This window comes from Pseudomonas zanjanensis (assembly GCF_014268745.2).
In the GTDB taxonomy this organism is placed as follows: Bacteria; Pseudomonadota; Gammaproteobacteria; order Pseudomonadales; family Pseudomonadaceae; genus Aquipseudomonas; species Aquipseudomonas zanjanensis.
The window spans coordinates 16,650-39,529 of record NZ_JABWRB020000011.1; the positions used below are offsets into that span (position 1 = coordinate 16,650).

General features: G+C 62.4%; 17 protein-coding genes. 7 read left to right on the plus strand and 10 right to left on the minus strand.

Annotation, left to right across the window (positions count from 1 at the left end; translation table 11 throughout):
- Positions 1-16 precede the first annotated feature (16 nt).
- From fis to prmA, 4 genes are all read right to left on the minus strand, one after another.
- Positions 17-337, minus strand: coding sequence for a DNA-binding transcriptional regulator Fis (gene fis, locus HU715_RS26760; protein ID WP_003186237.1), 321 nt, complete (start codon positions 335-337; stop codon positions 17-19).
- Complete coding sequence (gene dusB / locus HU715_RS26765) at positions 334-1,341, minus strand: tRNA dihydrouridine synthase DusB (RefSeq protein ID WP_186707882.1); 1,008 nt, start codon at positions 1,339-1,341, stop codon at positions 334-336. The genes fis and dusB overlap by 4 nt, the downstream gene beginning before the upstream one ends.
- 184 nt (positions 1,342-1,525) lie before the next feature.
- The gene (locus HU715_RS26770) at positions 1,526-2,752 is read right to left on the minus strand and encodes a DUF3426 domain-containing protein (RefSeq protein WP_186707885.1); all 1,227 of its coding nucleotides are present in this window, start codon (positions 2,750-2,752) and stop codon (positions 1,526-1,528) included.
- 30 nt (positions 2,753-2,782) lie between these two features.
- The gene (gene prmA, locus HU715_RS26775; RefSeq protein WP_186707886.1) at positions 2,783-3,661 is read right to left on the minus strand and encodes a 50S ribosomal protein L11 methyltransferase; all 879 of its coding nucleotides are present in this window, start codon (positions 3,659-3,661) and stop codon (positions 2,783-2,785) included.
- A 194-nt stretch (positions 3,662-3,855) separates the two neighbouring features.
- Between prmA and HU715_RS26780 the strand changes: the two genes are divergently transcribed.
- Entirely contained in the window at positions 3,856-7,833 is a 3,978-nt protein-coding gene (locus tag HU715_RS26780) for a dermonecrotic toxin domain-containing protein (RefSeq protein WP_186707888.1), read from the plus strand.
- Positions 7,834-7,911: 78 nt separating this feature from the next.
- On the opposite strand, the gene accC is transcribed toward HU715_RS26780, so the two are convergent.
- The 5 genes from accC to gcbA all read right to left on the minus strand — a co-directional run bounded on the left by accC (position 7,912) and on the right by gcbA (position 14,368).
- Positions 7,912-9,267 (minus strand): acetyl-CoA carboxylase biotin carboxylase subunit, encoded by a 1,356-nt coding sequence (gene accC / locus HU715_RS26785; protein WP_186707891.1) that lies wholly within the window; start codon positions 9,265-9,267, stop codon positions 7,912-7,914.
- Between the two features lie 17 nt (positions 9,268-9,284).
- Positions 9,285-9,746: an acetyl-CoA carboxylase biotin carboxyl carrier protein gene (accB, locus tag HU715_RS26790; protein ID WP_060739348.1), complete on the minus strand. Its 462-nt coding sequence runs from the start codon at positions 9,744-9,746 to the stop codon at positions 9,285-9,287.
- A gap of 48 nt (positions 9,747-9,794) precedes the next feature.
- Complete coding sequence (gene aroQ, locus HU715_RS26795; protein ID WP_018605716.1) at positions 9,795-10,247, minus strand: type II 3-dehydroquinate dehydratase; 453 nt, start codon at positions 10,245-10,247, stop codon at positions 9,795-9,797.
- 451 nt (positions 10,248-10,698) lie between these two features.
- The gene (locus tag HU715_RS26800; RefSeq protein ID WP_186707893.1) at positions 10,699-12,645 is read right to left on the minus strand and encodes a methyl-accepting chemotaxis protein; all 1,947 of its coding nucleotides are present in this window, start codon (positions 12,643-12,645) and stop codon (positions 10,699-10,701) included.
- A 52-nt stretch (positions 12,646-12,697) separates the two neighbouring features.
- Positions 12,698-14,368, minus strand: a complete 1,671-nt coding sequence (gcbA, locus tag HU715_RS26805) for a diguanylate cyclase GcbA (RefSeq protein ID WP_186707895.1) — start codon at positions 14,366-14,368, stop codon at positions 12,698-12,700.
- A gap of 284 nt (positions 14,369-14,652) precedes the next feature.
- Between gcbA and HU715_RS26810 the strand changes: the two genes are divergently transcribed.
- The 6 genes from HU715_RS26810 (at position 14,653) to HU715_RS26835 (ending at position 21,446) form a co-directional block, all read left to right on the plus strand.
- The gene (locus HU715_RS26810; RefSeq protein ID WP_186707897.1) at positions 14,653-15,720 is read left to right on the plus strand and encodes a DUF2333 family protein; all 1,068 of its coding nucleotides are present in this window, start codon (positions 14,653-14,655) and stop codon (positions 15,718-15,720) included.
- Positions 15,721-15,723: 3 nt separating this feature from the next.
- Positions 15,724-16,281 (plus strand): NUDIX hydrolase, encoded by a 558-nt coding sequence (locus tag HU715_RS26815; protein WP_186707899.1) that lies wholly within the window; start codon positions 15,724-15,726, stop codon positions 16,279-16,281.
- 169 nt (positions 16,282-16,450) lie between these two features.
- Entirely contained in the window at positions 16,451-16,822 is a 372-nt protein-coding gene (locus tag HU715_RS26820; protein ID WP_003197435.1) for a translation initiation factor Sui1, read from the plus strand.
- A gap of 211 nt (positions 16,823-17,033) precedes the next feature.
- On the plus strand, positions 17,034-18,947 hold the full coding sequence (gene speA, locus HU715_RS26825; RefSeq protein ID WP_186707901.1) for an arginine decarboxylase: 1,914 nt from the start codon (positions 17,034-17,036) through the stop codon (positions 18,945-18,947).
- A gap of 397 nt (positions 18,948-19,344) precedes the next feature.
- Positions 19,345-20,652, plus strand: a complete 1,308-nt coding sequence (locus tag HU715_RS26830) for a type VI secretion system Vgr family protein (RefSeq protein WP_186707903.1) — start codon at positions 19,345-19,347, stop codon at positions 20,650-20,652.
- The gene (locus HU715_RS26835) at positions 20,649-21,446 is read left to right on the plus strand and encodes a DUF4123 domain-containing protein (protein ID WP_186707905.1); all 798 of its coding nucleotides are present in this window, start codon (positions 20,649-20,651) and stop codon (positions 21,444-21,446) included. The genes HU715_RS26830 and HU715_RS26835 overlap by 4 nt, the downstream gene beginning before the upstream one ends.
- A gap of 6 nt (positions 21,447-21,452) precedes the next feature.
- Here the strand turns inward: HU715_RS26835 and HU715_RS26840 are convergent, their stop codons facing one another.
- Entirely contained in the window at positions 21,453-22,799 is a 1,347-nt protein-coding gene (locus tag HU715_RS26840) for an MATE family efflux transporter (RefSeq protein ID WP_186707908.1), read from the minus strand.
- Positions 22,800-22,880: the final 81 nt, after the last annotated feature.

A 22,880-nucleotide genomic window follows, 5' to 3' on the forward strand; every position in this document is an offset into this window, starting at 1 on the left:
TGGTTCGATTGAATGCTTACAGCAGGTCGTACTGCTTGAGTTTCTTTCGCAGGGTGCCGCGGTTCAGGCCCAGCAGCTCACTGGCTTTGGTCTGGTTGCCCTTGACGTAGTTCATCACGCTTTCGAGCAGAGGCGCCTCGACTTCGGAAAGCACCAGGTTGTACACATCCGTGACGGCAGCGCCTTCAAGGTGGGCGAAATAATTGTGCAGCGCCTTCTCGACACTCCCGCGAAGGGTCTGGCCTTCTTCGCTGGGCGTATTGAGGTGCTGTTTCAAATTCACGTTGTCGCTCACGGGTGTTGTTCCACTCACTAAAGTCTCGGTCATCATCGTCATGCGGCCACCCCTTCGTCCCCTGTCAGGCTCTTGTAACGCTCAGCGAAGAACGCCTGAACGTCGGCGCATTGTGCTTGCGTACCATCCAAACGATTGAAACGGGCGCGAAACTCCCTGGCGCCCGGCAGGGTTGCGAGATACCAGCCCACATGCTTGCGAGCGATGCGTACGCCCATGACTTCTCCGTAGAAGGCATGTAGCGCGGCCAGATGCTCTAGCAGAATACGTTCCACTTCGGACAACTGCGGCGCAGCGAGCTTTTCGCCGGTGCGCAGGTAATGTTCGATCTCACGAAAAATCCATGGCCGCCCCTGGGCGGCCCGGCCGATCAACAGCCCATCGGCACCGGTCGCGTCCAGCACGTACCGGGCCTTCTCCGGCGAATCGATGTCGCCGTTGGCAAATACCGGAATCGACACCGCCTGTTTGATCGCGGCGATGGTGTCGTACTCGGCCACGCCGGTGTACAGGTCGGCACGGGTGCGGCCATGCACCGCCAGCGCCGTGATACCCGCCTGTTCGGCGATCTTCGCCACCACCAGGCCATTCTTGTTCTCCCGGTCCCACCCGGTGCGGATCTTCAGGGTCACCGGCACATCGACTGCGGCGACGACTGCCTGCAGGATCTCGGTAACCAGCGCTTCATCCTTCAACAGCGCCGAGCCGGCGGCCTTGTTGCAGACCTTCTTCGCCGGGCAGCCCATGTTGATGTCGATGATCTGCGCCCCCAGCTCGACGTTCGCCCGGGCCGCCTCCGCCAGCATCTGTGCGTCGCCACCGGCGATCTGTACCGAGCGGGGCTCGGGATCGCCTTCGTGGATCATGCGCAGACGCGATTTGCGGGTGTTCCACAAACTCATGTCGCTGGTGACCATTTCCGAAACCACCAGGCCTGCGCCCAATCGTTTGCACAACTGACGAAAGGGCTGGTCGGTGACGCCCGCCATGGGGGCGAGAACGAGGCCGTTCTGCAATGTATATGGGCCGATGCGTACCGCCGACATAGGACTTCCCTGAAGTGGGGCCGGATCATGAGACTTCGAAAAAGGGTTGGCATGATACCCGCTCTCGATGACTGGATAAAGATCGAATTGGATAAAATCTGAACAGCTATTTTGTTATCGCCAGCGGTTTGGTCTGGGTGGGGTCAGTCAGAAAGCTGCCGTCAATTGGCCGACCCTGCCGGCTTCATTCGGGGGAATGGAAGCTCAGACTGTAGTTCACCGCCTTGGGGCCCGGATCCAGGATATCCAGTGCGATGTGGATGGGCGTCTGCGGCGGCATTTCGCCGCGGCCCTCGAGGTCGCCGCCCAGGTACTCCCCGGGCTTGAAGCGACGGCTGGCGATCAGGTGCCCGTTGAGGTCGGCAAAGCGCAGCTCCAGCAACGGAAAAGGTTGGGAGAAGGGCGCACGGTTGTAGATGATCGCGTCCACTATCAGGGCGCCGCTGAATTCCGGATGGCTGCGCACCACCAGGTTGCTGCTCTTGATCTTGGCGATGTCGACCTTGGACGGTACGTCGCAGCCGATGGTCGGGCAGATTTGCAGGAACCATGGCCGGTACTGGTCTTGGCGGGCCAGTTCTTCGAAATGGTAGGCGATGTACTGGCCACCCAGGGCTGCGGCGGCGAGCAGGATCAGCAGAATCCACAACAGGCGTCGGCCCCAGGGCGAACGACGTTTGCGCCAGTCCAGTTGCAACGGGTCGTCGTCCAGGTCGTGGAGGGCTTCGGCGCGTATGCCCGGCTCCTGGCGCTCCCGTGACTTGCGCAGTGGCAGCGGTGGCTCGGGTTCGTCGTCGTGGTCGTCGGTAGCGGACAGGCGCTCAAGGTGTTCTTCGGGCTCGTCGTCCGGCGCGAGGTGGAGTGGGGCGACGGGTTCGTCGTCCGGTTCCAGCGGTTCGAGGGCCAGGGACAGGGACGGTTCGGTACGCGGCGGCCGCGCCGGTTCGTGGGGTTCGAACGGTTCGAAGGGCGTATCGAGGACGGTTTCGACGGGTTCGTCCGAGGTTTCGCTGTACAGGCTGTCGGGCCAGGCTTGTTGTTCGCCGGAAAGCGAATCGCGTTGCGCGCTCAGGTTGTCTTCCCGACGCCGACCGGCACTGCCTGGGGCGCGATTGTCACGTCGCTCCAGGCGCGCCAGTTCCTTGTCCAGGTCGTCCAGGTCCAGCTCGGCGGCGCTCCATTGTTTCTGGCTGATGGCCCGGGGTGGGGCTTCGGCGGCAGGCTTGGCGGGCGGCGCGACGGCGGGCGCGACTGGCTTGCCCGTGCGTTGTTCCAGCAGCTGTCGTGCGGCATTGAACACTTGCAGGCACGAGCCGCAACGAACCACCCCGCGGGCCACGCTCAATTGAGCATGGCTGACGCGAAAACGGGTATGGCAATGCGGGCACTGGGTGACGAAGCTGTCAGTCATGCGGCAATCCGGTGGATACAGGCGGTCATTCTAGCGCCGACGTCCGGTGATGCGCACCCAGCCATCGCGATTGGCGATCGGGTCCAGGTCAAAGTCCGCGGCATAAGCGGCGGCGACTTCTTCGCCCTGTTCGGCGAGGATGCCCGACAGTGCCAGGCGTCCACCCGGCTTGACCAGGCTCGACAGTTGCGGCGCCAGGGACACCAGCGGGCCGGCCAGGATGTTAGCCACCAGCACGTCGGCCTGGACCTGGGGCAAGTCCTGCGGCAAGTACAACGGGAACAGGGCTTCGGCGATGTTGTTGCGACCGGCGTTGTCGCGGGAGGCTTCCAGGGCCTGGACGTCGATGTCGGTGCCGACCGCTTCCCGGGCGCCCAGCAGCAGCGCGGCAATCGCCAGGATCCCCGAGCCACAGCCGAAGTCCAGTACGTTGCAACCCTTCAGGTCCTGGCCGTCAAGCCATTCCAGGCACAGCGCGGTGGTCGGGTGGGTGCCGGTGCCGAACGCCAGTCCCGGATCCAGCAGCAGGTTGACTGCGTCCGGCTCTGGCGCGGCGTGCCAGCTCGGGACGATCCACAGGCGCTGGCCGAAACGCATCGGCTGGAAGTTGTCCATCCAGCTGCGTTCCCAGTCCTGGTCCTCGATCACTTCGCTGTGGTGCTCGGGCAGCGGGCCGCCGGTCAGCAGCTCGAGATGCGCGAGCACGCTGGCCGCCTCGGTGCCGCCTTCGAACAGGGCCAGCAGGTGGGTGTGGGACCACAGCGGGGTGGTGTTGAGCTCCGGCTCGAAGATCGGCTGGTCTTCGGCGTCCATGAAGGTTACCGATACTGCGCCTACTTCAAGAAACGCGTCTTCGTAGGTTTCGGCTTGTTCCGGGCTGATGGCCAGACGTACTTGCAGCCAAGGCATGGCGGGCACCTTTGAAAAAATCGACAGGGGGCAGCGCGGGGCTGCAAAGGCGCGCAGTGTACGCCAGGTCGCCATCAAAGTGGATAAGGGAGGCCTGGAAGGTCCGGATGGGTGTTCCGATATATATATATGTACGCCAACAGCCTGTCGCGAGGTGGATAAGGTGCGGGTCCAGACAACAGGGAAGGATGTGCATGGACAATACGACCGAGTGGCAGCGAAACAGGGATGGCGCGGTGCTGGTATCTGCGTCAAGGGGCCCCTCGCCCCAGTTGACGCTGGAAAAGTGGGCGCGCTGGCAAACCGTCATCGATGCACGAATGCGAACCCAGTTGGGGCTGCTGGAGGTGCTGGAAGAGTACCTGCTGGTTGAACTTCGCACTCGTTATCAGCAAGGCAACGTCGATTCACATTACATCGCCACGTTGCTCGACACGGTCCTGCAACGGATGGTCGACCAGACACCCTTGGATTATGAGGAGCAACGAGATGCGCCGTATCGCTGGCCCGGGGGGGCTGACCTTGGGTTTGCGGCAGAGCGCCGGGATACCGTTGCCCAGATGGTGGAGGGGGCGGTCTCGGGCTTCATCAACCACTACAAGGATTACCTGCGACGACATTGGAGGATGGCAGTCGATGATACCTCCCTTGAAGCGTCCATCGGCGAGCAGCTCACCCGCCATTCAACGGCAGTCGACGCGATGTTCCAACCCGATCGATTGGCCGCAATGGACGTTGAAACACTGCGCGCGGAGATCGAGGAGCTAGAGGTTTCCTGGCGTCGGCTGGTGCAATGGACCACGTTGGCAACCCAGCAGGAGCGGCAGCAATTGGCGGCGTTGGCGCGTGTGCAATTGCCTGATTGGCTGCGCTGGCTGGGCGAAGTGGATCGAAACTGGCTGGAGACTTTGCAATCGCACGCCGTGCAAGCGCAGGCTCTGGTCGACGATTTGCTCGACGGCTTCGGCTCGCTGAAAGCATTCGCCCGACGTCAGGCCAAGGACTACATCAGGCATGAGCTGGACATGGATGTCGAGCCGGATAATGTCCGCGTGCAATTGCAGTGGCGAACCGTCATTGGCCAGCCCGTGCGAACCAATAGCCTGAGCGAGTGGGTGGCAGCGGGCCTGATCAGGCCAGATGCCGTCTCGGTATTGCTGGTGGAAAATGGCGACATGTTACGCAACCAGCCCCTGGCACCCGCGTTCATCAGCCAATTGCTGGCTGTAGTGGATGCGTCGGCTGACTATTTGCCCGCATTGTCGAGCCGATATAACCGCGCGGACCTCAAGGACGCCATGCTCGATTGGTTCATGGCGCGGGTGAAGTACAGCGCGTATGTCGCACGTTGCGCCGGTCAGATGACGGTAGTCAGCCACGGTGAGCTCAACGCGTCATGGGGGAGTGAGCCCTCGGCGCAAACCTTGGGCGGATTGCAAGTCTCCAACGTTCAGTTACCCGGTGCCTTGACCTGCGCCGATCTGTTGCTGTTTTACCGTCAGGACGTGCGTGGGGAAGCCAGCCAGCTGTTGTTGTATGCCCCAGGCAAGCCAAATGGCCAGGAATGGATCAGGTTGGCTTCGCTTCGGGCCGTCAGTGCGGAAATCGGAGGCTGGACCGCAACCGAAGCCGGTCGCGAGTATTTATTACAGCAACTTTCACCGGTCGATCGTTCCAGGGGCCGGGAATACTTCGTCAACGTGACGGAGAAACCAACCCTATGGGATTTGAACGCTGATCCCAGGGGGACGGTACGAGGTTTCGGGGCATGCCTCGAACATGCTGTGCTAACGGGGTTGCGCCATAACCTGATGCAGGTGGATATGAGCGAGTCGCCTCGTTGGTATTCGGCGTTGCCGTTGGAGTCGCGCCGGAACATCAGTGGCTTGGGCCAGGAGTTCCGGGTTCATCAGCAGGTTTTCAATGATCAACTCGCTGATTATGAAGTCTTCTTGAGCTTCGCCAAACGTACCGTCGCGCAGGCGATTGAACCCTACATGCGTAGCAAGGGCGTGTACGAGCCCGTAGATCCCGAAACGGTGCTTATCGACTACCAGCCAGGGTTGGCTGGCCAGAGAAAGGTCGCCACCTTGTTGGAATTGGCGATTCATGGCTATGACGATAACTCAGGCATCGATAATCCCAGCAAAGGTGTGCGTTCCTCGGTTGGGCAGGCACTGGAGCAGGTCCGCAGTGCTGACCTGGCGCGCTACATTCGCAGGGCGTACCTGGGCGAGCAATACGCCAGGCAGGTTCGCGCCAGCTTCCTCGATACCCGTGCGCCGGAATACTCGGGGCGCCGCGCCGCTTGTCGCCACATGCTGTTGGCGAGGATGGATCGTGACTTGCGTATCGCCTATGGCCAGTCTTTGTTAAGCGCTGATCAATTCAAATGGCTCACCCGCCAAGTCACGCTATTGAGCGACAACGGGCTTGATGACCGAGCCAAATATCCCGGCACGGCCGTGACACGTGAAGGTGTGCTCAGGTTTACCGTCGGCGGGCATGTGGTATTGGGCGTCTATGTGTTTGCCTACTTTGACCCCAAGGGTTCCTACTGGCTCTACATGCCCGATGCCCCGGACGGCATCCTGTTTCGCAACTACCTGGCGTTCGCCGGGGGCATCGCCGCGCAGTTACATGATTACGTGCTGGAGCGGGTAGCGTTGACGGCGCGTTCCGAGGTTGGCGGTTTGCTGCGAGCCCTGGCGACCGGTTCTTCGCGCGTCGATACATTGCGAGAGTTCAATCGGGTGGTCGACATCGGTGCAGAGTTCGACGCCTGCATCGAGCGCGCGATAACCGATGTGGAGGATGTCACCAGCAGTCGCGCCGAGGTCATCAAGCATCAGGTCATCAAAGGACTGCTTTTTGCGGCTGTGCCCGTGTGCATGGTCTATCCGCCCTTTGCCTTGCTGCTGGACCTCGCCTTTATCGGCATCAGTACCAGGCAGGCGATCGTGGCACATGTGCGAGGCGATACCCAGGAGGCACTTGAACAGTGGCTGGCCGTGTCCTGGGGGGCGTTGTTCGCCGTGCTGGGAGCGGCCAGCATGGCGGCAGTGCTCGGGCGGACGGCGATGAACTTGAAACTTGCGCTGAGGTCCCTGTCGCTGTCGGCGCAGCGCTTGAAAAGAACCGCGCCATCGGCCGCTGCCAAAGAAACCGGGCCGCTGGTCCAGCCCCTGCGCTTGAAGCCAGGGCAGGCAGTCAAGGCAACGCCCGAGAACCTGGAGCCGGTAACCGAGGAGGGTATCTTCTATGGGACCTACCGTAGCCCGCCCAGCGTATCGCAACCGCGAGCCGCCTATTACATTCGGAGCCGAGGTCGGTATTTCCAAGTCTTGGAAGACCCTTATTTCGGTGGTGTGTGCCTGGTGGATGCCAGCCGCCCCGGCGCGTTATACAAACTGCCCATCCGCAGAATGGCGAATGGCAAGTGGGCGCATAACATTGTCGGCTTGAGGGGGGGTAATAACGGTGTGCGCTATTTGGGGCGAGTCGATGATTTGCGGGAGGCATTTCCCGGGCGCATCCCCCCCAGCGTGACAAGAGGGGCGATGCAGGGCGAGACCGTCGTAGCCAGGTTCAGCGAGGCGGCGATGGACAATTACCTGTTCTCGTTGAATGCACAGACCTGTGTGGTCGCGTCGATGTACAACCCCGCCACCCGGATGGGGGCAGTCATTCATTTCGATCACAACATTCGAAAACTCATCGAGCGAGGCATCAAGGCTGTAACGTCGCGCCTGGGCGGACCTGCGAAAGACGTTCGTGTCACCCTGGTGGGCGGAGACTGGCTGACGGGGGCGGACATTGGTGAGCCGGTCAGGCAGGTGATGAGGCGCCAAGGCTTCCAGCCAACCTGGGATTACTGGTCGTATTCGTCTTGCTTTGGTAATACATACGGTGTTTCGCTGGATCTTAAAACCGGTATCACATCGGTCTTCAAGACATCACAGAGCCTGGTCGAGCGCTATTACATCCCGGTGCTGGCTCGGGCGAAAAACAGTTCCGACCCCGTATCGATGCGTGCGCGTAAATTCATGGCGCGTGTGCGCAGTGAACCGCTGGTGGTCAATGCCAATGGTGCTGTTCGCACCCGCCAGGGCAGGCCGGCGACTGCGGCGCAACTTGAAATGAACGAGTTCTCGCTGGTTGTGTTGACCTGATCCTTGATTCCGAGACCGCTGTAAAAAAAAGACCCCGGTTCAAATGAGCCGGGGTCTTTTTCTACATCCCTTGGAACATCAGTGCTGGTTACCCAGCTTGTGTTCCAGGTAATGGATGTTGACGCCGCCTTTGCAGAAGCCTTCGTCACGTACGAGGTCGCGGTGCAGTGGGATGTTGGTCTTGATCCCGTCTACCACGATTTCGTCCAGCGCATTGCGCATGCGCGCCATGGCTTCTTCACGGGTCGCCCCGTAGGTGATCAGCTTGCCGATCAGCGAATCGTAGTTCGGCGGAACGGCGTAGCCGCTGTACAGGTGCGAATCGACACGAACGCCGTTGCCGCCCGGGGCATGGAAATGCTTGACCGTGCCTGGGCTTGGCATGAAGGTCTTCGGGTCTTCGGCGTTGATCCGGCATTCCAGCGAATGGCCGCGGATGACCACGTCATCCTGGGTGAACGACAGCTTGTTGCCGGCGGCGATGCTGAGCATCTCCTTGACGATGTCGATACCGGTGACCATTTCCGAAACCGGGTGCTCCACCTGAACACGGGTGTTCATTTCGATGAAGTAGAAACGACCGTTCTCGTAGAGGAACTCGAAGGTACCGGCGCCGCGATAGCCGATGTCGATACAGGCCTTGACGCAACGTGCCAGGACTTCCTGGCGAGCCTGCTCGTCGATGCCGGGTGCCGGCGCTTCTTCGAGGACCTTCTGGTGACGACGTTGCAGCGAGCAGTCGCGGTCGCCCAGATGGATGGCTTGGCCCTGGCCGTCGGACAGCACCTGGACTTCGACGTGACGTGGGTTGGTCAGGAATTTTTCCAGGTAGACCATCGGGTTGCCGAACGCCGCGCCAGCTTCGGAGCGGGTCAGTTTCGCCGAGGAAATCAGGTCTTCTTCCTTGTGTACCACGCGCATGCCGCGACCACCGCCGCCGCCAGCGGCCTTGATGATCACCGGATAACCGACTTCGCGACCGATGCGCAAAGCGGTTTCTTCGTCTTCAGGCAGCGGGCCGTCGGAACCCGGAACGGTCGGCACACCCGCTGCAATCATGGCGTGCTTGGCCGAGACCTTGTCGCCCATCAGGCGGATGGTGTCGGCTTTCGGGCCAATGAAGGCAAAACCGGAGTTTTCCACCTGTTCGGCGAAGTCGGCGTTTTCCGCCAGGAAGCCGTAGCCAGGGTGAATGGCGGTGGCGCCGGTCACTTCGGCAGCGGCGATGATCGCCGGGATGTGCAGGTAGGAGTGCGCAGCCGACGCCGGACCGATGCAGACGGATTCGTCCGCCAGGCCCAGGTGCATCAGTTCTTTGTCGGCCTTGGAGTAAACGGCGACGGTCTTGATGCCCATCTCTTTGCAGGCACGCAGAATCCGCAGGGCGATCTCACCGCGGTTAGCGATCAGGACTTTTTCCAACTTCGCAGTCATCAAAGGCTCTCCGCGGTTCAAACGATGGTGAACAGCGGTTGGTCGTACTCAACCGGCTGGCCGTCTTCGACGAGGATGGACTCGATCACACCGCTGGTTTCAGCTTCGATGTGGTTCATCATCTTCATGGCTTCGACGATGCACAGGGTGTCGCCTTTCTTCACGGTCTGGCCGACTTCAACGAAGGACGGCGAGGATGGCGAAGACTTGCGATAGAACGTGCCCACCATTGGTGAACGGGCAACAGTGCCGTTCAGCGTTGGTGCCGCCGGTGCGGCGGGGGCTGCGGCGGCAACCGGGGCTGCTGGAGCTGGCGCGGCGGCCGGAGCCTGCATCGGGGCCGGTGCATAGAACTGCTGGGCCGGGGTCTTGCTGTGGCGGCTGATGCGTACGGACTCTTCGCCTTCCTTGATCTCAAGCTCGTCGATGCCGGACTCTTCCAGCAATTCGATCAATTTCTTAACTTTACGGATATCCATGAATCATCAACTCCCAAGGGTCGGTCAGGGGCGCTTAACGCTTGTTGTTCAAGCTGTTGCCTGTTTCTCAAGCTGCTCTAGGGCGGCCTCCAGGGCCAGTCGGTAACCGCTGGCGCCAAGGCCGCAGATCACTCCCACTGCTACATCGGAGAAGTAGGAGTGATGGCGGAAAGGTTCGCGTTTGTGCACGTTGGACAAATGCACTTCGATGAATGGGATGCTCACCGCCAGCAGCGCGTCACGTAATGCGACACTTGTGTGTGTAAAAGCTGCTGGATTGATCAAAATGAAGTCCACGCCTTCGCCACGCGCGGCATGGATACGGTCGATCAATTCATATTCGGCATTGCTTTGCAGATAGAGCAAATGATGGCCGGCGTTGCGGGCCCGCTGTTCCAGGTCCTGGTTGATCTGGGCCAGGGTCACGGCGCCGTAGACGCCCGGTTCGCGGGTGCCCAGCAGGTTCAGGTTGGGTCCGTGCAGGACCAATAGGGTCGCCATCTGCTGTTCCTTGTTATCTGTGAGCAGGTATCAGAACCCGGCGACTATGCCGCAAAGCCTTAATGACTGTCCAGTTCTCGGCAATAGCCAGCACGATGACCGATGTTTGCGCGAAATTTATGACCATGCCCCCGGATCCGGTCACCCGCTCGCGAACCTGGGGGAGCGAGCCTGCTCGCGATGACGGCGGCCCATTCAATCCTGGTGCAAACTGACCCACCGCTATGGCGAGCAGGCTCGCTCCCACAGGCGATGGCGGTTGACGGTGAGTGTCCACTTTCTATCGGAATCGACCCTGTGGCGAGGGAGCTTGCTCCCGCTGGGCTGCGCAGCAGCCCCAAGACCATTCAACATGGTGTATCGGAAAAAAACAGTAGGCAGGTTCTACGACTGCTGCGCAGCCGAGCGGGAGCAAGCTCCCTCGCCACGGTGATTCATAGGGTGCTTGGTGCTAAACCCGAAACGCCTGGACTGCGGTGTGCAATTGCCCGCCCAGCACCAAGAGATGGTCGCCTTGCTCCCGGCCCTGGCCGATGCGCAGCAGGTTGTCCCCGCCCAGTTGGTGGATCCGCTCGCTGTGGTCGCGGATTTCGCTGACGGCTCCGCTCTGTTGGGCGGTGACGTCGGCGATGCGGACCGCTGTGTCGGCGATGGTCTGGATGGCGCCGACGATTTCATCCAGTGCACCGTCCGCCGCTTGCGCCTGGCTGGCGGTGGCTTCGGCGTGTTCGACCTGGGCGCGCATGCCGTCCACCGATTGGCGCGCGGCCAATTGCAGGCGGGCGATCAGGGTCTGGATTTCGGCGGTGGCGCCGGCCGTGCGTTGGGCCAGGGAGCGGACTTCCTCGGCCACCACCGCAAAGCCCCGGCCCATTTCCCCGGCACGGGCTGCTTCGATGGCGGCGTTGAGGGCCAGCAGGTTGGTCTGGTCGGCAATCGAGCGAATCACCGTCAGCACGCCGCCGATAGTGGCCGACTCCTCGGCCAGTTGTTCGATCATCTGCGCGTTGCCTTGCACTTCCCCCACCAGCGCGTGCAGGCCCGTGAGGCTCAGGCCGATGACTTTCTGCCCTTGCTCCACTGCTTGCCCGGCGCTGCGGCTGGCGTCTGCGGCCTGGCTGGCGTCGCCGGCGACTTGCTGGATCGTCGCTTCCAGTTCGCTGAGGGAATCACGGATCAGCGCCGTGTCGCCGGCCTGATGCTCGGCCCCGCTGTGCAATTCGCCGCTCAGCTCGGCCAGGGCCCGGCTGCTGCCCGCGACCTGTTCGGCATTCACCCGAATGGTGCCCACCAGGTCCACCAGATAAGCGCGCAGGCGATTGAGCGAAGCCTCGATGTCTTGCATTTCGCGGTTGCTGGCGCCCACGTGGATGCTCCGGCTGAAGTCCCCTTCGGCCCAGGTCGACAGGGCCGGAGCCAGGTGCGTCAAGGTGCGGGCCAGGCGTCGCTGCAAGGTGTCGATCAACAGTGCGATCAGCAGGATCAGGCCGATCATCACCCCCTGAATCAAGCGTACCTCCCCCTGGATCTGCCCATGCTGGGCCCGCACGGCCGGCTCCAGGGTATCGATCGCGGTTTGCACGTCGGTGATTTTCAGGTGCGTGGCGCTGCTTAGCTCGGTGCGTTTCTGGATCAATTCACGGGTGCGGGTCAATTCCGCCGGATAACGGCCGAGCAGGCTGTTGAGTTCGCGCTTGAGGGCGATGCCAGCGTCTTCGGCGGCGGCTTTTTCCTGAGTCTCCAGGCCCATCAGCGCGGCGAAATCATCGCTGCCCGAATCGCTGCTGGCGGTGACACCCAGCAGCGGCAGGCTATCGAGGCGTTCGGCCTCGACACGAATGCTCGCCAGTGCCCGTTCGACATCGGCGGCCAGTTCGCTGCGGCCGCTGCTGACCAGTTTGTCCCGTGTGAGGGACAACCGGCCCAGGTGCTGCGACGCGGCGAACAAGGGAGGCAAGTAGGCTGGGGCGCCGTTGGCGTATTGGGCCAGTTGATCGAGGCTGGCGCTCAGTTCGCGCTCGGCCTGCAGCAGCAACGCCTGCGGATCGCCGGCCAGTTTGCCGGCGGCCAGCAGATCGGTCTTGCTGAAGCTATCGAGGTTCGACAGGCTCGGACGCAAGGTTTTGGCCAGCTCCAGGGGAAACTGGTCGAGGTCTTTTTGCAGCGTTTCCAAGGCCTGGGTGGCCGCGCTCAGGCGCAAGGCGTCGCCGCTGGCCAGGTAGTCCTCGATGTTGCGCGCCACTTCGCCCTGGAACTGCCGCGACAGGCCCAGATAACGCTCCATCAGCAAGTAGGGCCGCTCCAGGGCGATCTGCGACCACCATAGGGTGACCCCGAGGCCCAGGCAAACGGCAACTAAAAGAAGGGTGTTGAGATTGGTCAGCAGCTTCAGGCGCATCAAGGGTCTACCGGGGGCAGAATCGTAAGTGCCTGAATTTATTGCGCTTGAGTTACAGGTTTATGACCGAATCAGTCGATTCCGATGAAAAGGTGGCACTTTGCTTTGATTGCCGGGCGCTCTGTACCCGGTTGCGTCCGGCGTGCTTGGCGCGATACAGCGCTTCGTCCGCCTGGCTGGCCATCATCAGGCTGTCGGAATCATCGCTCATTTCCACCACGCCAGCACTGAAGGTGCACCACAAATCATGGGGCTGGGCCGGGTAATGGATTTCGGCAAAGCGCTGGCGAATCTCATCCAACACCTTGCAGGCAGCGTCGATGTCGGTGTCGGGCATGACAATGGCGAACTCTTCGCCGCCGTAACGGCCGATGAAGTCGGTCTTGCGCAGGCGTTGCTTGAGAAACAGCGCCAGGCTCTTGATCACCCGGTCGCCCATGGGGTGGCCGTGGCTGTCGTTGACCCGTTTGAAGTGGTCGATGTCGAGCATGGCGAAGCTCAGGGGCTTGCCTTCGCGGCGGGCGCGGAAGCTGCAATCTTCGAGTAATTGCAGGATGTGGGTGTGGTTGTACAGGCCGGTGAGGCTGTCGCGCACCATCCGCGCCTTGAGGTTGCGCGCCCGGGCCGCACGGTTGCGCACGGTGGTGATCAGGTGCCGAGGCTTGATCGGCTTGGTCAGGAAGTCGTCGCCACCTTCGCTCATGGCGTCGAGCTGCTTGTCCAGGTCGTCTTCGGCGGACAGGTAGATGATCGGCACGCTGACGTAGCGGTCATTGTGGCGGATCACCTTGGCCAGTTCCGTGCCGGTGCAGGCGGGCATGTACATATCGAGGATGATCAGGTCGGGCTGGAAATCCGCCAGCTCGGCCATGGCCTGGATCGGTTCGATCAGCGTGCGGGTAATGATGCCGGCGCTGTTGAGCAGGCGCTCGGTGTGCAAGGCCTGGGCACGGGAGTCATCGATGATCAGCACTTTGTAGGGATCGTATTGGGCAACGCAGGTCAGCACCTCGATCTTTTCCAGCAGGCTCGAGGCTTCGAGGGTGCCGGTGAGGAATTCCTGCCCGCCGGCGCGTACCGCGGCCAGGCGTGTCGGCGTGTCGGTTTCCAACAAACTGAAGAACAACAGCGGCAAAGGTTGCTCCAGGCCTTCCTGGGCTTCGGCGGCCAGTTTCAGGCCGGCGCCGGGGCCGCTGAAATCCACATCCATGACAATTGCCGCCGGCAGGCGCTCGACCATCGAGGCCCGGAACGCCGCGACACTGTCCAGCGCCTGGGCGCTGAGGCCGAAGAATTCCAATTGCTTGGCCAGGCGCTCGGCGCGGTCATGGTCCTGCAGCATCACGTAGATGGGTTTGCGCAGCGGCGGCAGGAAGGTTTGTTCGAGCTGGTCGCCGTGGCGCAGGCCGGTGCGCGACAAACGCTGCATCAGGCGGTTGATTTCGGTGATCAGGTGGCTGCTCAGGCGCCCACGATTGGCATCCACCGCTTGCAGCGACTGGCTGATGCCTTGGGCCAGTTGGGAGTGCTCGGGCTGTTCGAAGCGCTCGGCAAAGCGCAGCAGGCGCAGATTGGCTTCGCTGAGTTCCGAGAGGTCGGTGCTTGACCATTCGCTGCGTTGCAGGCGCTGCCAAATCTCCAGGATCTGACGAGCCTGATGAATTACCCGCTGGGCAAAGTGGTGCTTGAGGCGCTCACGGCTGGGGTCTTCTGGCTCGGTCATATCCTGACTACTAGTTAGGGTGCATGCTGAGATCGACTGGTGGCTCTATGCTAGCACCTCTTTTCCCTCGCATGAGTGTCGTACGTCAATATTCTGTCCAGTCGCGAAATTCAGTTTGTGACTGGACAGTCTCGTAGGCCGATGGCAACGCTTCCTTTATAGTGCTGTTCGATTGCCCTGTCGCGCCCGGCATGATTGGCGCCGCATTATCGCGTTTCAAATCAGGCACGATGGCGTAGGGTTGTGGTCGAACCGAGAACTCAAGTGATTGAAGGAACATCGCCATGCTGGACTGGAAAAACCGCGCGGGCAGCGCGCCTGAACGCGCCGCCGAGCCGAAATCGGCCACCCGCAGCTACCTGGGTGGGCTTTTTTTCAGCCGCGCACTGGCCACGCTGATCGCCCTCTACCTGCTGGTGACCATTGCCGTCGGCTGGTACTGGAGCCAGGAGCCCGCGTTGTTCCCTGTGCAGCAGAACGCCCAGGCCGCGGCCGAGAAGGACGGTCGGCAGATGGTGGTGGGCTACACCACGGTCGAGACCCTCAAGACCGTGGCCGGGACCTTGCTGACCAAGCAAGGTGGCTACATCTCCAACGACCGCTTCCCGCCGGGCCTGTGGATGGACAACATGCCGAGCTGGGAATACGGCGTGCTGGTGCAGGTCCGAGACCTGAGCCGCGCCCTGCGCAAGGACTTCGCCCGCTCCCAGTCCCAGTCCGCCGAGGACGCCGACCTGGCCAAGGCCGAGCCGCGCTTCAACTTCGACAACCGCAGTTGGGTGCTGCCCTCCAGCGAATCCGAATACCAGGAAGGCATCAACTCCCTGAGCCGCTATCAGGCGCGGCTGTCCGACCCGAACCAGAAAAGCGCGCTGTTCTACGCGCGCGCCGACAACTTGAACAACTGGCTGGGCGACGTCGGCACGCGCCTGGGTTCGTTGTCCCAGCGCCTGTCGGCCAGCGTTGGCCGGGTCAAGCTCAACACCTCGCTGAAAACCGAAGTCCCGGCCCCGGGCCAGGTGCCGCAGGTGGATGAAGAGGTGGTCGAGACCCCATGGCTGCAGATCGACAACGTGTTCTATGAAGCCCGCGGCCAGGCCTGGGCGCTGTCGCACCTGCTGCGCGCCATCGAAGTGGACTTCGCCGATGTGCTGGCGAAAAAGAACGCCACGGTCAGCGTGCGGCAGATCATTCGTGAACTGGAAGCGTCCCAGGAACCGGTCTGGAGCCCGATGATCCTCAACGGCAGCGGCTTCGGTGTGTTGGCGAACCACTCGCTGGTCATGGCCAACTACATTTCCCGGGCCAACGCAGCGGTCATCGACTTGCGGCAACTGCTGAACCAGGGTTGATCCATGAACGAAAGCCCCCGGGAGGTCGCTCACCGAGTGGCCTCGGATGCCGAGTTGATCGCGTGGGTCGACGAGCACGACAACCTGCTCGGCAGCCTGGTGCGTTCGCAGTTGCGCGAACGCGGGCTGATCGGACGTGGCACCTACATCATGCTGTTCAACTCGGCCGGTGAACTGTGTGTTCACCGGCGCACCCTGAGCAAGGCCATCTACCCGGGGTTCTGGGACGTGGCGGCGGGCGGCATGGTCCAGGCCGACGAGACCTATGCCGAATCGGCGGCCCGTGAACTGGCGGAGGAGCTGGGCGTGAGCGGCGTGGAACTGACCGCCCATGACCATTTTTATTTCGAAGACCCCGGCAGTCGCCTGTGGTGCTCGGCGTTCTCGGCGGTGTGGGACGGCCCATTGGTCCTGCAACCCGAAGAAGTCCTCGAAGCGCGTTTCCTGCCCCTCGAACAGGTGCTCGATGAAATCCAGCGCATGCCTTACTGCCCGGACTCCCTGGCGGCACTTGAGCGCTATTTGCGCGTCCACGGTGGCAGCGTCGCAAAGAAGCTATAAATTGGCGCTGATTGGCCCTTAGCAAGTCGGCTTTTTGCCGTTACACTGCGCGACTTTTCAAGCTGAACCGTGTCTGCGGTCCAGTAGCGCTGCCCCTGCCTGAGTGGGGTTTCGCGGTCGAGGCCCATTCTCCCCTCGACCAGTCTTTGTCCTCCCAAGAGGATTGCCGGTGGCCAAAAAAGCCGCATCCTTCGCCGCCCTGGGCGGCCTGGTATTTTCTACCGACGCCGGTCGTCATTGCCCTGATTGCCGTCAGCCGGTGGATGCCTGCATCTGCAAACAGACCGCCATCCCCGCCGGTGACGGCATTGCCCGTGTGCGCCGGGAAAGCAAAGGGCGCGGCGGCAAGACGGTGACCACTATCACCGGTGTGCCGTTGGCCGAAGACGCGCTCAAGGAACTGGCCACCACGTTGAAGAAACGCTGTGGCACCGGTGGTGCGTTGAAAGACGGCATCATCGAGATCCAGGGCGATCACGTCGAGCTGCTGCTGGCGGAACTGGTCAAGCACGGCTTCAAGGCAAAGAAATCCGGCGGCTAGCAGCTTCTGTGAAAACCACCCTCGGCTTGACCCGGACCCGCCGTCCGAGGTCGCACGCATGGTTTTCACAGAGCCTGTTCTGAACGGGTTTCTAAACTCATCGCTGGGAGCAGGGTCTACCTTGCTAACAGGCAATTCGTCATTTTCACTCTCTAGACTGCCCCAGCCTCCGACCGGATGGTGCATTTTGACTTCTTTATAGGGGACTTCGATGTCCGTACGACGCACACGCAAAGACGATGGCAGCCAATGGACAGTTGCGGACAGCCGCAGCGTTTACGGGATTCGCCATTGGGGGGCCGGGTATTTCGCGATCAATGAAGCCGGTCGCGTCGAAGTCCGTCCGAACGGTCCAGGCAGTTCGCCCATCGACCTGTTCGAGCAAGTCGACCAGTTGCGTCAGAGTGGCCTCTCGCTGCCTTTGCTGGTGCGCTTCCCTGACATCCTGCAAGACCGCGTGCGCCAGCTTACCGGCGCGTTCGACAGCAACATCGCGCGCCTGGAATACCAGAGCAAGTACACCGCGCTCTACCCGATCAAGGTCAACCAGCAGGAAGCGGTGATCGAAAACATCATTGCCACCCAGAACGTCTCCATCGGCCTGGAAGCCGGTTCCAAGCCGGAGCTGCTGGCGGTGCTGGCTCTCGCACCGAAGGGCGGGACCATCGTCTGCAACGGCTACAAGGACCGCGAATTCATCCGCCTGGCGCTGATGGGCCAGAAGCTTGGCCACAACGTCTTCATCGTCATCGAGAAAGAGTCCGAAGTCGGCCTGGTGATCGAAGAGGCCGCGGTGCTCAAGGTCAAGCCACAGGTCGGCCTGCGGGTGCGCCTGTCTTCCCTGGCGTCGAGCAAGTGGGCCGATACCGGTGGCGAGAAGTCCAAGTTCGGCTTGTCGGCCGCGCAACTGCTGTCGGTGGTCGAGCGTTTCCGCGCGGCTGGCCTGGACCAGGGCATCCGCCTGTTGCACTTCCACATGGGTTCGCAGATCGCCAACCTGGCGGACTACCAGCATGGCTTCAAGGAAGCGATCCGTTACTACGGTGAGCTGCGCAACCTCGGCCTGCCGGTGGATCACATCGACGTCGGCGGCGGCCTCGGCGTGGACTACGACGGCACGCACTCGCGCAATGCCAGCTCGATCAACTACGACATGGACGATTACGCCGGTGTCGTGGTTGGCATGCTCAAGGAGTTCTGCGACGCCCAGGGCCTGCCGCACCCGCACATTTTCTCGGAAAGTGGCCGCTCGCTGACCGCTCACCACGCGATGCTGGTGGTGCAGGTGACCGACGTCGAAAAACACAACGACGACGTGCCGGCGATCGACAACAAGCAGGAACTGCCGGAAACCGTGCAATGGCTGGTTGACCTGCTGGGCCCGACCGACATCGAGATGGTCACCGAGACCTACTGGCGCGCCACGCACTACATGAGCGACGTGGCGGCGCAATATGCCGACGGCAAGCTGACCCTGGCGGAAAAAGCCTTGGCCGAGCAGTGCTACTTTGCCGTGTGCCGTCGCCTGCACAACTCGTTGAAGGCCCGCCAGCGCTCGCACCGCCAGGTGCTGGACGAACTCAACGACAAGCTGGCCGACAAGTACATCTGCAACTTCTCGGTATTCCAGAGCCTGCCGGACACCTGGGCCATCGGCCAAGTGCTGCCGATCCTGCCGCTGCATCGCCTGGACGAAGAGCCGCTGCGCCGCGCCGTGCTGCAAGACCTGACCTGCGACTCCGACGGCAAGATCAAGCAGTACGTCGACGAGCAGAGCATCGAGACCAGCCTGCCGGTGCACGCCCTCAATCCCGGTGAAGATTACCTGCTGGGCATCTTCCTGGTGGGCGCCTACCAGGAAATTCTCGGCGACATGCACAACCTGTTCGGCGATACCGACTCGGTGAACATCTACCAGAACGCCGACGGCAGTGTGTACCACGCAGGCATCGAAACCCACGACACCATCGAAGACATGCTGCGCTACGTGCACTTGTCGCCAGAGGAGTTGATGACGCACTACCGCGACAAATGCGCCAGCGCCCGCATCAGCGCCGCCGAGCGCACCCAGTTCCTCGATGCGTTGCGTTTGGGGCTGACGCGTTCGTCGTATCTGTCTTCCTGATAGAAGATAGCCCCACAGCCGCTCCCTCAAGGTTGGCGCGATTCACTGTGGCGAGGGAGCTTGCTCCCGCTGGGCTGCGCAGCAGACCCATTCGTTGTGGCTGCTTCGCACCCAAGCGGGAGCAAGCTCCCTCGCCACAGGATTGCATCAGGTCCACCTCTTGGCTGATCGACACTGCCCGCCGGGGCTGTCAGAAAAAACACCGTACATTGCGGTTTTTTTCGGACAGTCCCGGAGGGCATTTTTGTTTATGCCACGGCTATTTCTTCACACCGGTTCATTTAATCGGCGATGTCCTTATTTCATGTAGTCCCTTTCCTAACTTGTACTTGGCCCCTCTACGCGGCCATGGCGGTCGGCGAGAATCCCCGGCCGCCCCTCCTGTAGAGAAACGCCGATGTCCGATCCAGCCCGCGAGCCAGCTTTTCGTCTGGAGATAGCCGGTCTGCCCGAGCCCGTTGACGTGGTCGCTTTTACGGGCAGTGAAGCGATCAGCGAACCCTTCGTCTATGAAGCGGAGCTGCCGTTGCTCGATCCGAGCCTGGACTTGGCGGGCTTGCTGTACCGCAGCGTCTGGTTGAGTTTCGGAGCGCCAGGCCGAGGCATTCATGGGCAGATCCATGAGTGGGTCCAGCACTCCCATGGCGCCGGCTGCCGGGTGCGTATCAGCCCCAGGCTGGCCTGTCTGGCTCAGCGCTTCAACCAGCGAGTGTTCAGCGCCCGCTCGGTGCCGCAGATCATTCGCCAAGTGCTCAAGGCCCATGGCATCAGCGGGCGCAGCCTGTGCCTGGACCTGAGTGGCGATTACCCACCGCAGGATTTCTGTACCCAGTATCGGGAATCGGACCTGCAGTTCCTCCAGCGCGTGTGCGCCCAAGCGGGTATCCACTTTCATTTCGAACACGCCCGCGACGGGCATTGCCTGGTGTTCGCGGACAACCCACACAGTTTTCCCCCTGCCGGCCAGGCGGTCTATGCGGACGAGGGGCCGACTGCCGCGGTGCGGACCTTCAGCGTGCAAACCGCTGTGGCGGGGCAGCAAGTCGCCCAGGGTCGTAGCGACCTGACGAACCTGCACGCCGGTCAGATACTGACGCTGATGGCCCATCCGTTTGCCAGCTGGAACCGGCGCTGGCTGTTGACCAAGGTTGAGCATCGCGCCCAGGCGGGCATGTATGGCAATCATTTCAAGGCCATTCCCCGGGGCGTGCTGTTCATGCCAGACAACGTCCCGGTCAAGCCCCGCATGGCAAGCCGGCAACGCGGTTGGGTCGTGGCGGTTGACGAGCCTCCGGTGCTCGGGGCAGGGCGCGTGGCGGTGGAGTTCGACTGGGTCTATCAGGGCGAAGGTTCCAGTCCCAGCCATTGCTGGTTGCCTTTGGCGCCCGAGCTGGCGGCTAGCGGGGTGGACGCGATGGGTGACGGTACCGAGGTGCTGGTGAGCTTTATCGAAGGCGATCCGGATCGGCCGTTGATCAGTGCATTTCTGAGCGAGCCTGCCTCGGTAGAGGGGGCGGATGAGTCATTCTCGGGCGAAACACTTGGGCCATCCGTGGTCGATCCGGTGCTGTTGTCGGCGCTGCGGGAGGCCGAGCCGCTGGTCTTGTTGTGCCTGTTGCCCGAAGGCGGGCCTTTCAACCCTTGCACCCAACCCCTGTGCACCTGCCGCATGCTCATGGGCCGCGGCGCGGGCATTGCTCGATGAGCGCCGTGGCCGTGCCTGGATCGACGCCGCAGTGGTTGTTGCTGGACGCACCGAGTGCGCCTGAGGCGGTGCAGCGTGTTCACGCGCAGTTCGCCGATGCCCAGCACTTTACCCTGTTCGAAGGTACTGAGCTGCATGGGCTTCGCGACCACGGCCCGCTGTTGGTGGATCTGCGCCAATCGCCCGCGTTGACGAGTCTTTGCCACCTGGACCCGCGCGCCTGGCCAGGGCTGTTGCTGGCCTGTCCACAGCCTGCGGTGCAATTACTGGCGCATCTGCGGCGCATGCTGACGGTGACGCTGGGCCTGCATCACAAAGCCTTGTTGAATTACTACAACCCGCACACCGCCAGCTATTTCTTCGACGGTTGCGACGCCCATGAACTCAGTTGCTGGCTGGGTCCGATCAGCCTGTTGCGCTGGTTCGGCGGCACATGGGCCGACCGGGCGATCGGCAGCCAGGGCTGGCAGCAACTGTCCAACCCCGGATTGCCGGTGGCGGCGTTGGAGAAGGAGCACGGCCTCAGCGATCGACAGCAGGGCCAGTTGCAGCGCTGCCTGCTGGAGCGTCACGCGTGGCAATGGTCCCATTCCACCGGCCGTGATTACCGCCGGCTCTGGGAGGATGTGCAGCAGGGGCTGGCGCTGGGTTTTACCGAGCGGACGGTGCTCGACGACTGGCTCTGGCTGCGGCTGCAATACCCCAATGCCCGGCTCTTGCCGGGGCCGGAGGGTGGTTCGCAGCGCGAGCGGCTCGATCACCTGCGGCGACGCTGGCAGGGCCGTCAGGGTTGAGGATTATTACGTCGGCGCGCCGAGCCAACGGTCGTGCCGCTGCAAGTGCCAGGCAAACGCACCGAGGGTGAGGCTGCGCAAGGCCATGAACAGCAAGAAGGTGATCCACAGTCCGTGGTTGCCCAACCCCAGCAGCATCCAGGCGATTGGCGCCACCAGCAGCAGGGTCAAGACCATGCCGTTGCGCATTTCCCGGGCGCGGGTGGCACCGATGAACAGGCCGTCGAGCAGGTAGCTCCAGACCGCGATCAGCGGCAAGGTCGCCAGGTAGGGCAGGTAGCCATAAGCGGTGGCGCGTACGTCGGGGATGTCGGTCTGCATGTCGATGAAGACGTGGCCGGCGAGCAGGAACAGCAGGGCAAAGCCGAGGCTGGCAATCAGCGACCAACCGCCGGCCACCACCAGCGAACGACGCAGGGCGAGGCGGTCGCGAGCGCCGATGGCATGGCCGCACAACGCCTCCACGGCGTGGGCGAGGCCGTCCAGGGCATGGGCGGTCAACAGCAGGCCGTTGAGCAGCAGGGCATTGGCTGCCACGGTCGCGTCCCCCAGGCGCGCGCCTTGCACCGTGATCAGGAAAAATACCGCTTGCAGGGCCAGGCTGCGAATGAAAATGTCCCGGTTCACCGCCAGCAGCGGACGCCAGTTCCGCCACACGCCCAGGGTTGCCCAGGCGATTTGTCCGGGCCAGGCCCGCAGTGTCTTGCGAGCCAGGGCCAGGCCAACCAGCGCACCGGTCCACTCGGCAATCACCGAGGCCCGGGCCGAGCCGGTCACGCCCCAGTCCAGGCCGATCACGAACCACAGGTTCAGGGCGATGTTGACCAGGTTGGTCGCCAGCAGGATCGCCAACGGCGCCCGGGCATTCTGGGCGCCAAGGAACCAGCCCACCAGCGCATAGCTGGCCAGCGCCGCCGGCAAGCCGAAGAGCCGGGTATGGAAGAAGTCGCGGGTCAACTGGTTGAGCTCAGCGGACGGCTGCATGAAGTGCAAGGCCACGTTACTCAACGGCACGCCGACGGCACCGAGCAGCACCGCCAACCCCATCGCCAATAGCAGGCCTTGCAGCAGCACTTGCCGCAACGCCGCGCCGTCACCCCGCCCGGCGGCCTGGGCGGCGAACCCGGTGGTGCCCATGCGCAAGAAACCCATGGCCCACGCCAGCACCGTATACAAACTCGCCCCTACCGCCACCGCGCCCAACTGATGGGCATGGGGCAAGTGGCCGATGACCGTGCTGTCCACCAGCGCCACCAGCGGTACGGAAATGTTCGAGAGGATCATCGGCGCAGCCAATGCCCAGACCCGGCGATGGGTGAGGCGGTCGCGCCAGTCGGTGGTCAGGTTGGGCATGCGGGCTCCTTGATGGAGCGCGATTGTAGCGGGTTCTTGCCTGCTCGTTCCCTGCGGAACTTGGATTCATTGTGGCGAGGG

Bases quoted from the DNA above. Each gene is read 5' to 3' on its own strand.
- fis (WP_003186237.1), bottom strand. From the start codon at position 337: ATGACGATGATGACCGAGACTTTAGTGAGTGGAACAACACCCGTGAGC.
- dusB (WP_186707882.1), bottom strand. From the start codon at position 1,341: ATGTCGGCGGTACGCATCGGCCCATATACATTGCAGAACGGCCTCGTT.
- HU715_RS26770 (WP_186707885.1), bottom strand. From the start codon at position 2,752: ATGACTGACAGCTTCGTCACCCAGTGCCCGCATTGCCATACCCGTTTT.
- prmA (WP_186707886.1), bottom strand. From the start codon at position 3,661: ATGCCTTGGCTGCAAGTACGTCTGGCCATCAGCCCGGAACAAGCCGAA.
- HU715_RS26780 (WP_186707888.1), top strand. From the start codon at position 3,856: ATGGACAATACGACCGAGTGGCAGCGAAACAGGGATGGCGCGGTGCTG.
- accC (WP_186707891.1), bottom strand. From the start codon at position 9,267: ATGACTGCGAAGTTGGAAAAAGTCCTGATCGCTAACCGCGGTGAGATC.
- accB (WP_060739348.1), bottom strand. From the start codon at position 9,746: ATGGATATCCGTAAAGTTAAGAAATTGATCGAATTGCTGGAAGAGTCC.
- aroQ (WP_018605716.1), bottom strand. From the start codon at position 10,247: ATGGCGACCCTATTGGTCCTGCACGGACCCAACCTGAACCTGCTGGGC.
- HU715_RS26800 (WP_186707893.1), bottom strand. From the start codon at position 12,645: ATGCGCCTGAAGCTGCTGACCAATCTCAACACCCTTCTTTTAGTTGCC.
- gcbA (WP_186707895.1), bottom strand. From the start codon at position 14,368: ATGACCGAGCCAGAAGACCCCAGCCGTGAGCGCCTCAAGCACCACTTT.
- HU715_RS26810 (WP_186707897.1), top strand. From the start codon at position 14,653: ATGCTGGACTGGAAAAACCGCGCGGGCAGCGCGCCTGAACGCGCCGCC.
- HU715_RS26815 (WP_186707899.1), top strand. From the start codon at position 15,724: ATGAACGAAAGCCCCCGGGAGGTCGCTCACCGAGTGGCCTCGGATGCC.
- speA (WP_186707901.1), top strand. From the start codon at position 17,034: ATGTCCGTACGACGCACACGCAAAGACGATGGCAGCCAATGGACAGTT.
- HU715_RS26830 (WP_186707903.1), top strand. From the start codon at position 19,345: ATGTCCGATCCAGCCCGCGAGCCAGCTTTTCGTCTGGAGATAGCCGGT.
- HU715_RS26835 (WP_186707905.1), top strand. From the start codon at position 20,649: ATGAGCGCCGTGGCCGTGCCTGGATCGACGCCGCAGTGGTTGTTGCTG.
- HU715_RS26840 (WP_186707908.1), bottom strand. From the start codon at position 22,799: ATGCCCAACCTGACCACCGACTGGCGCGACCGCCTCACCCATCGCCGG.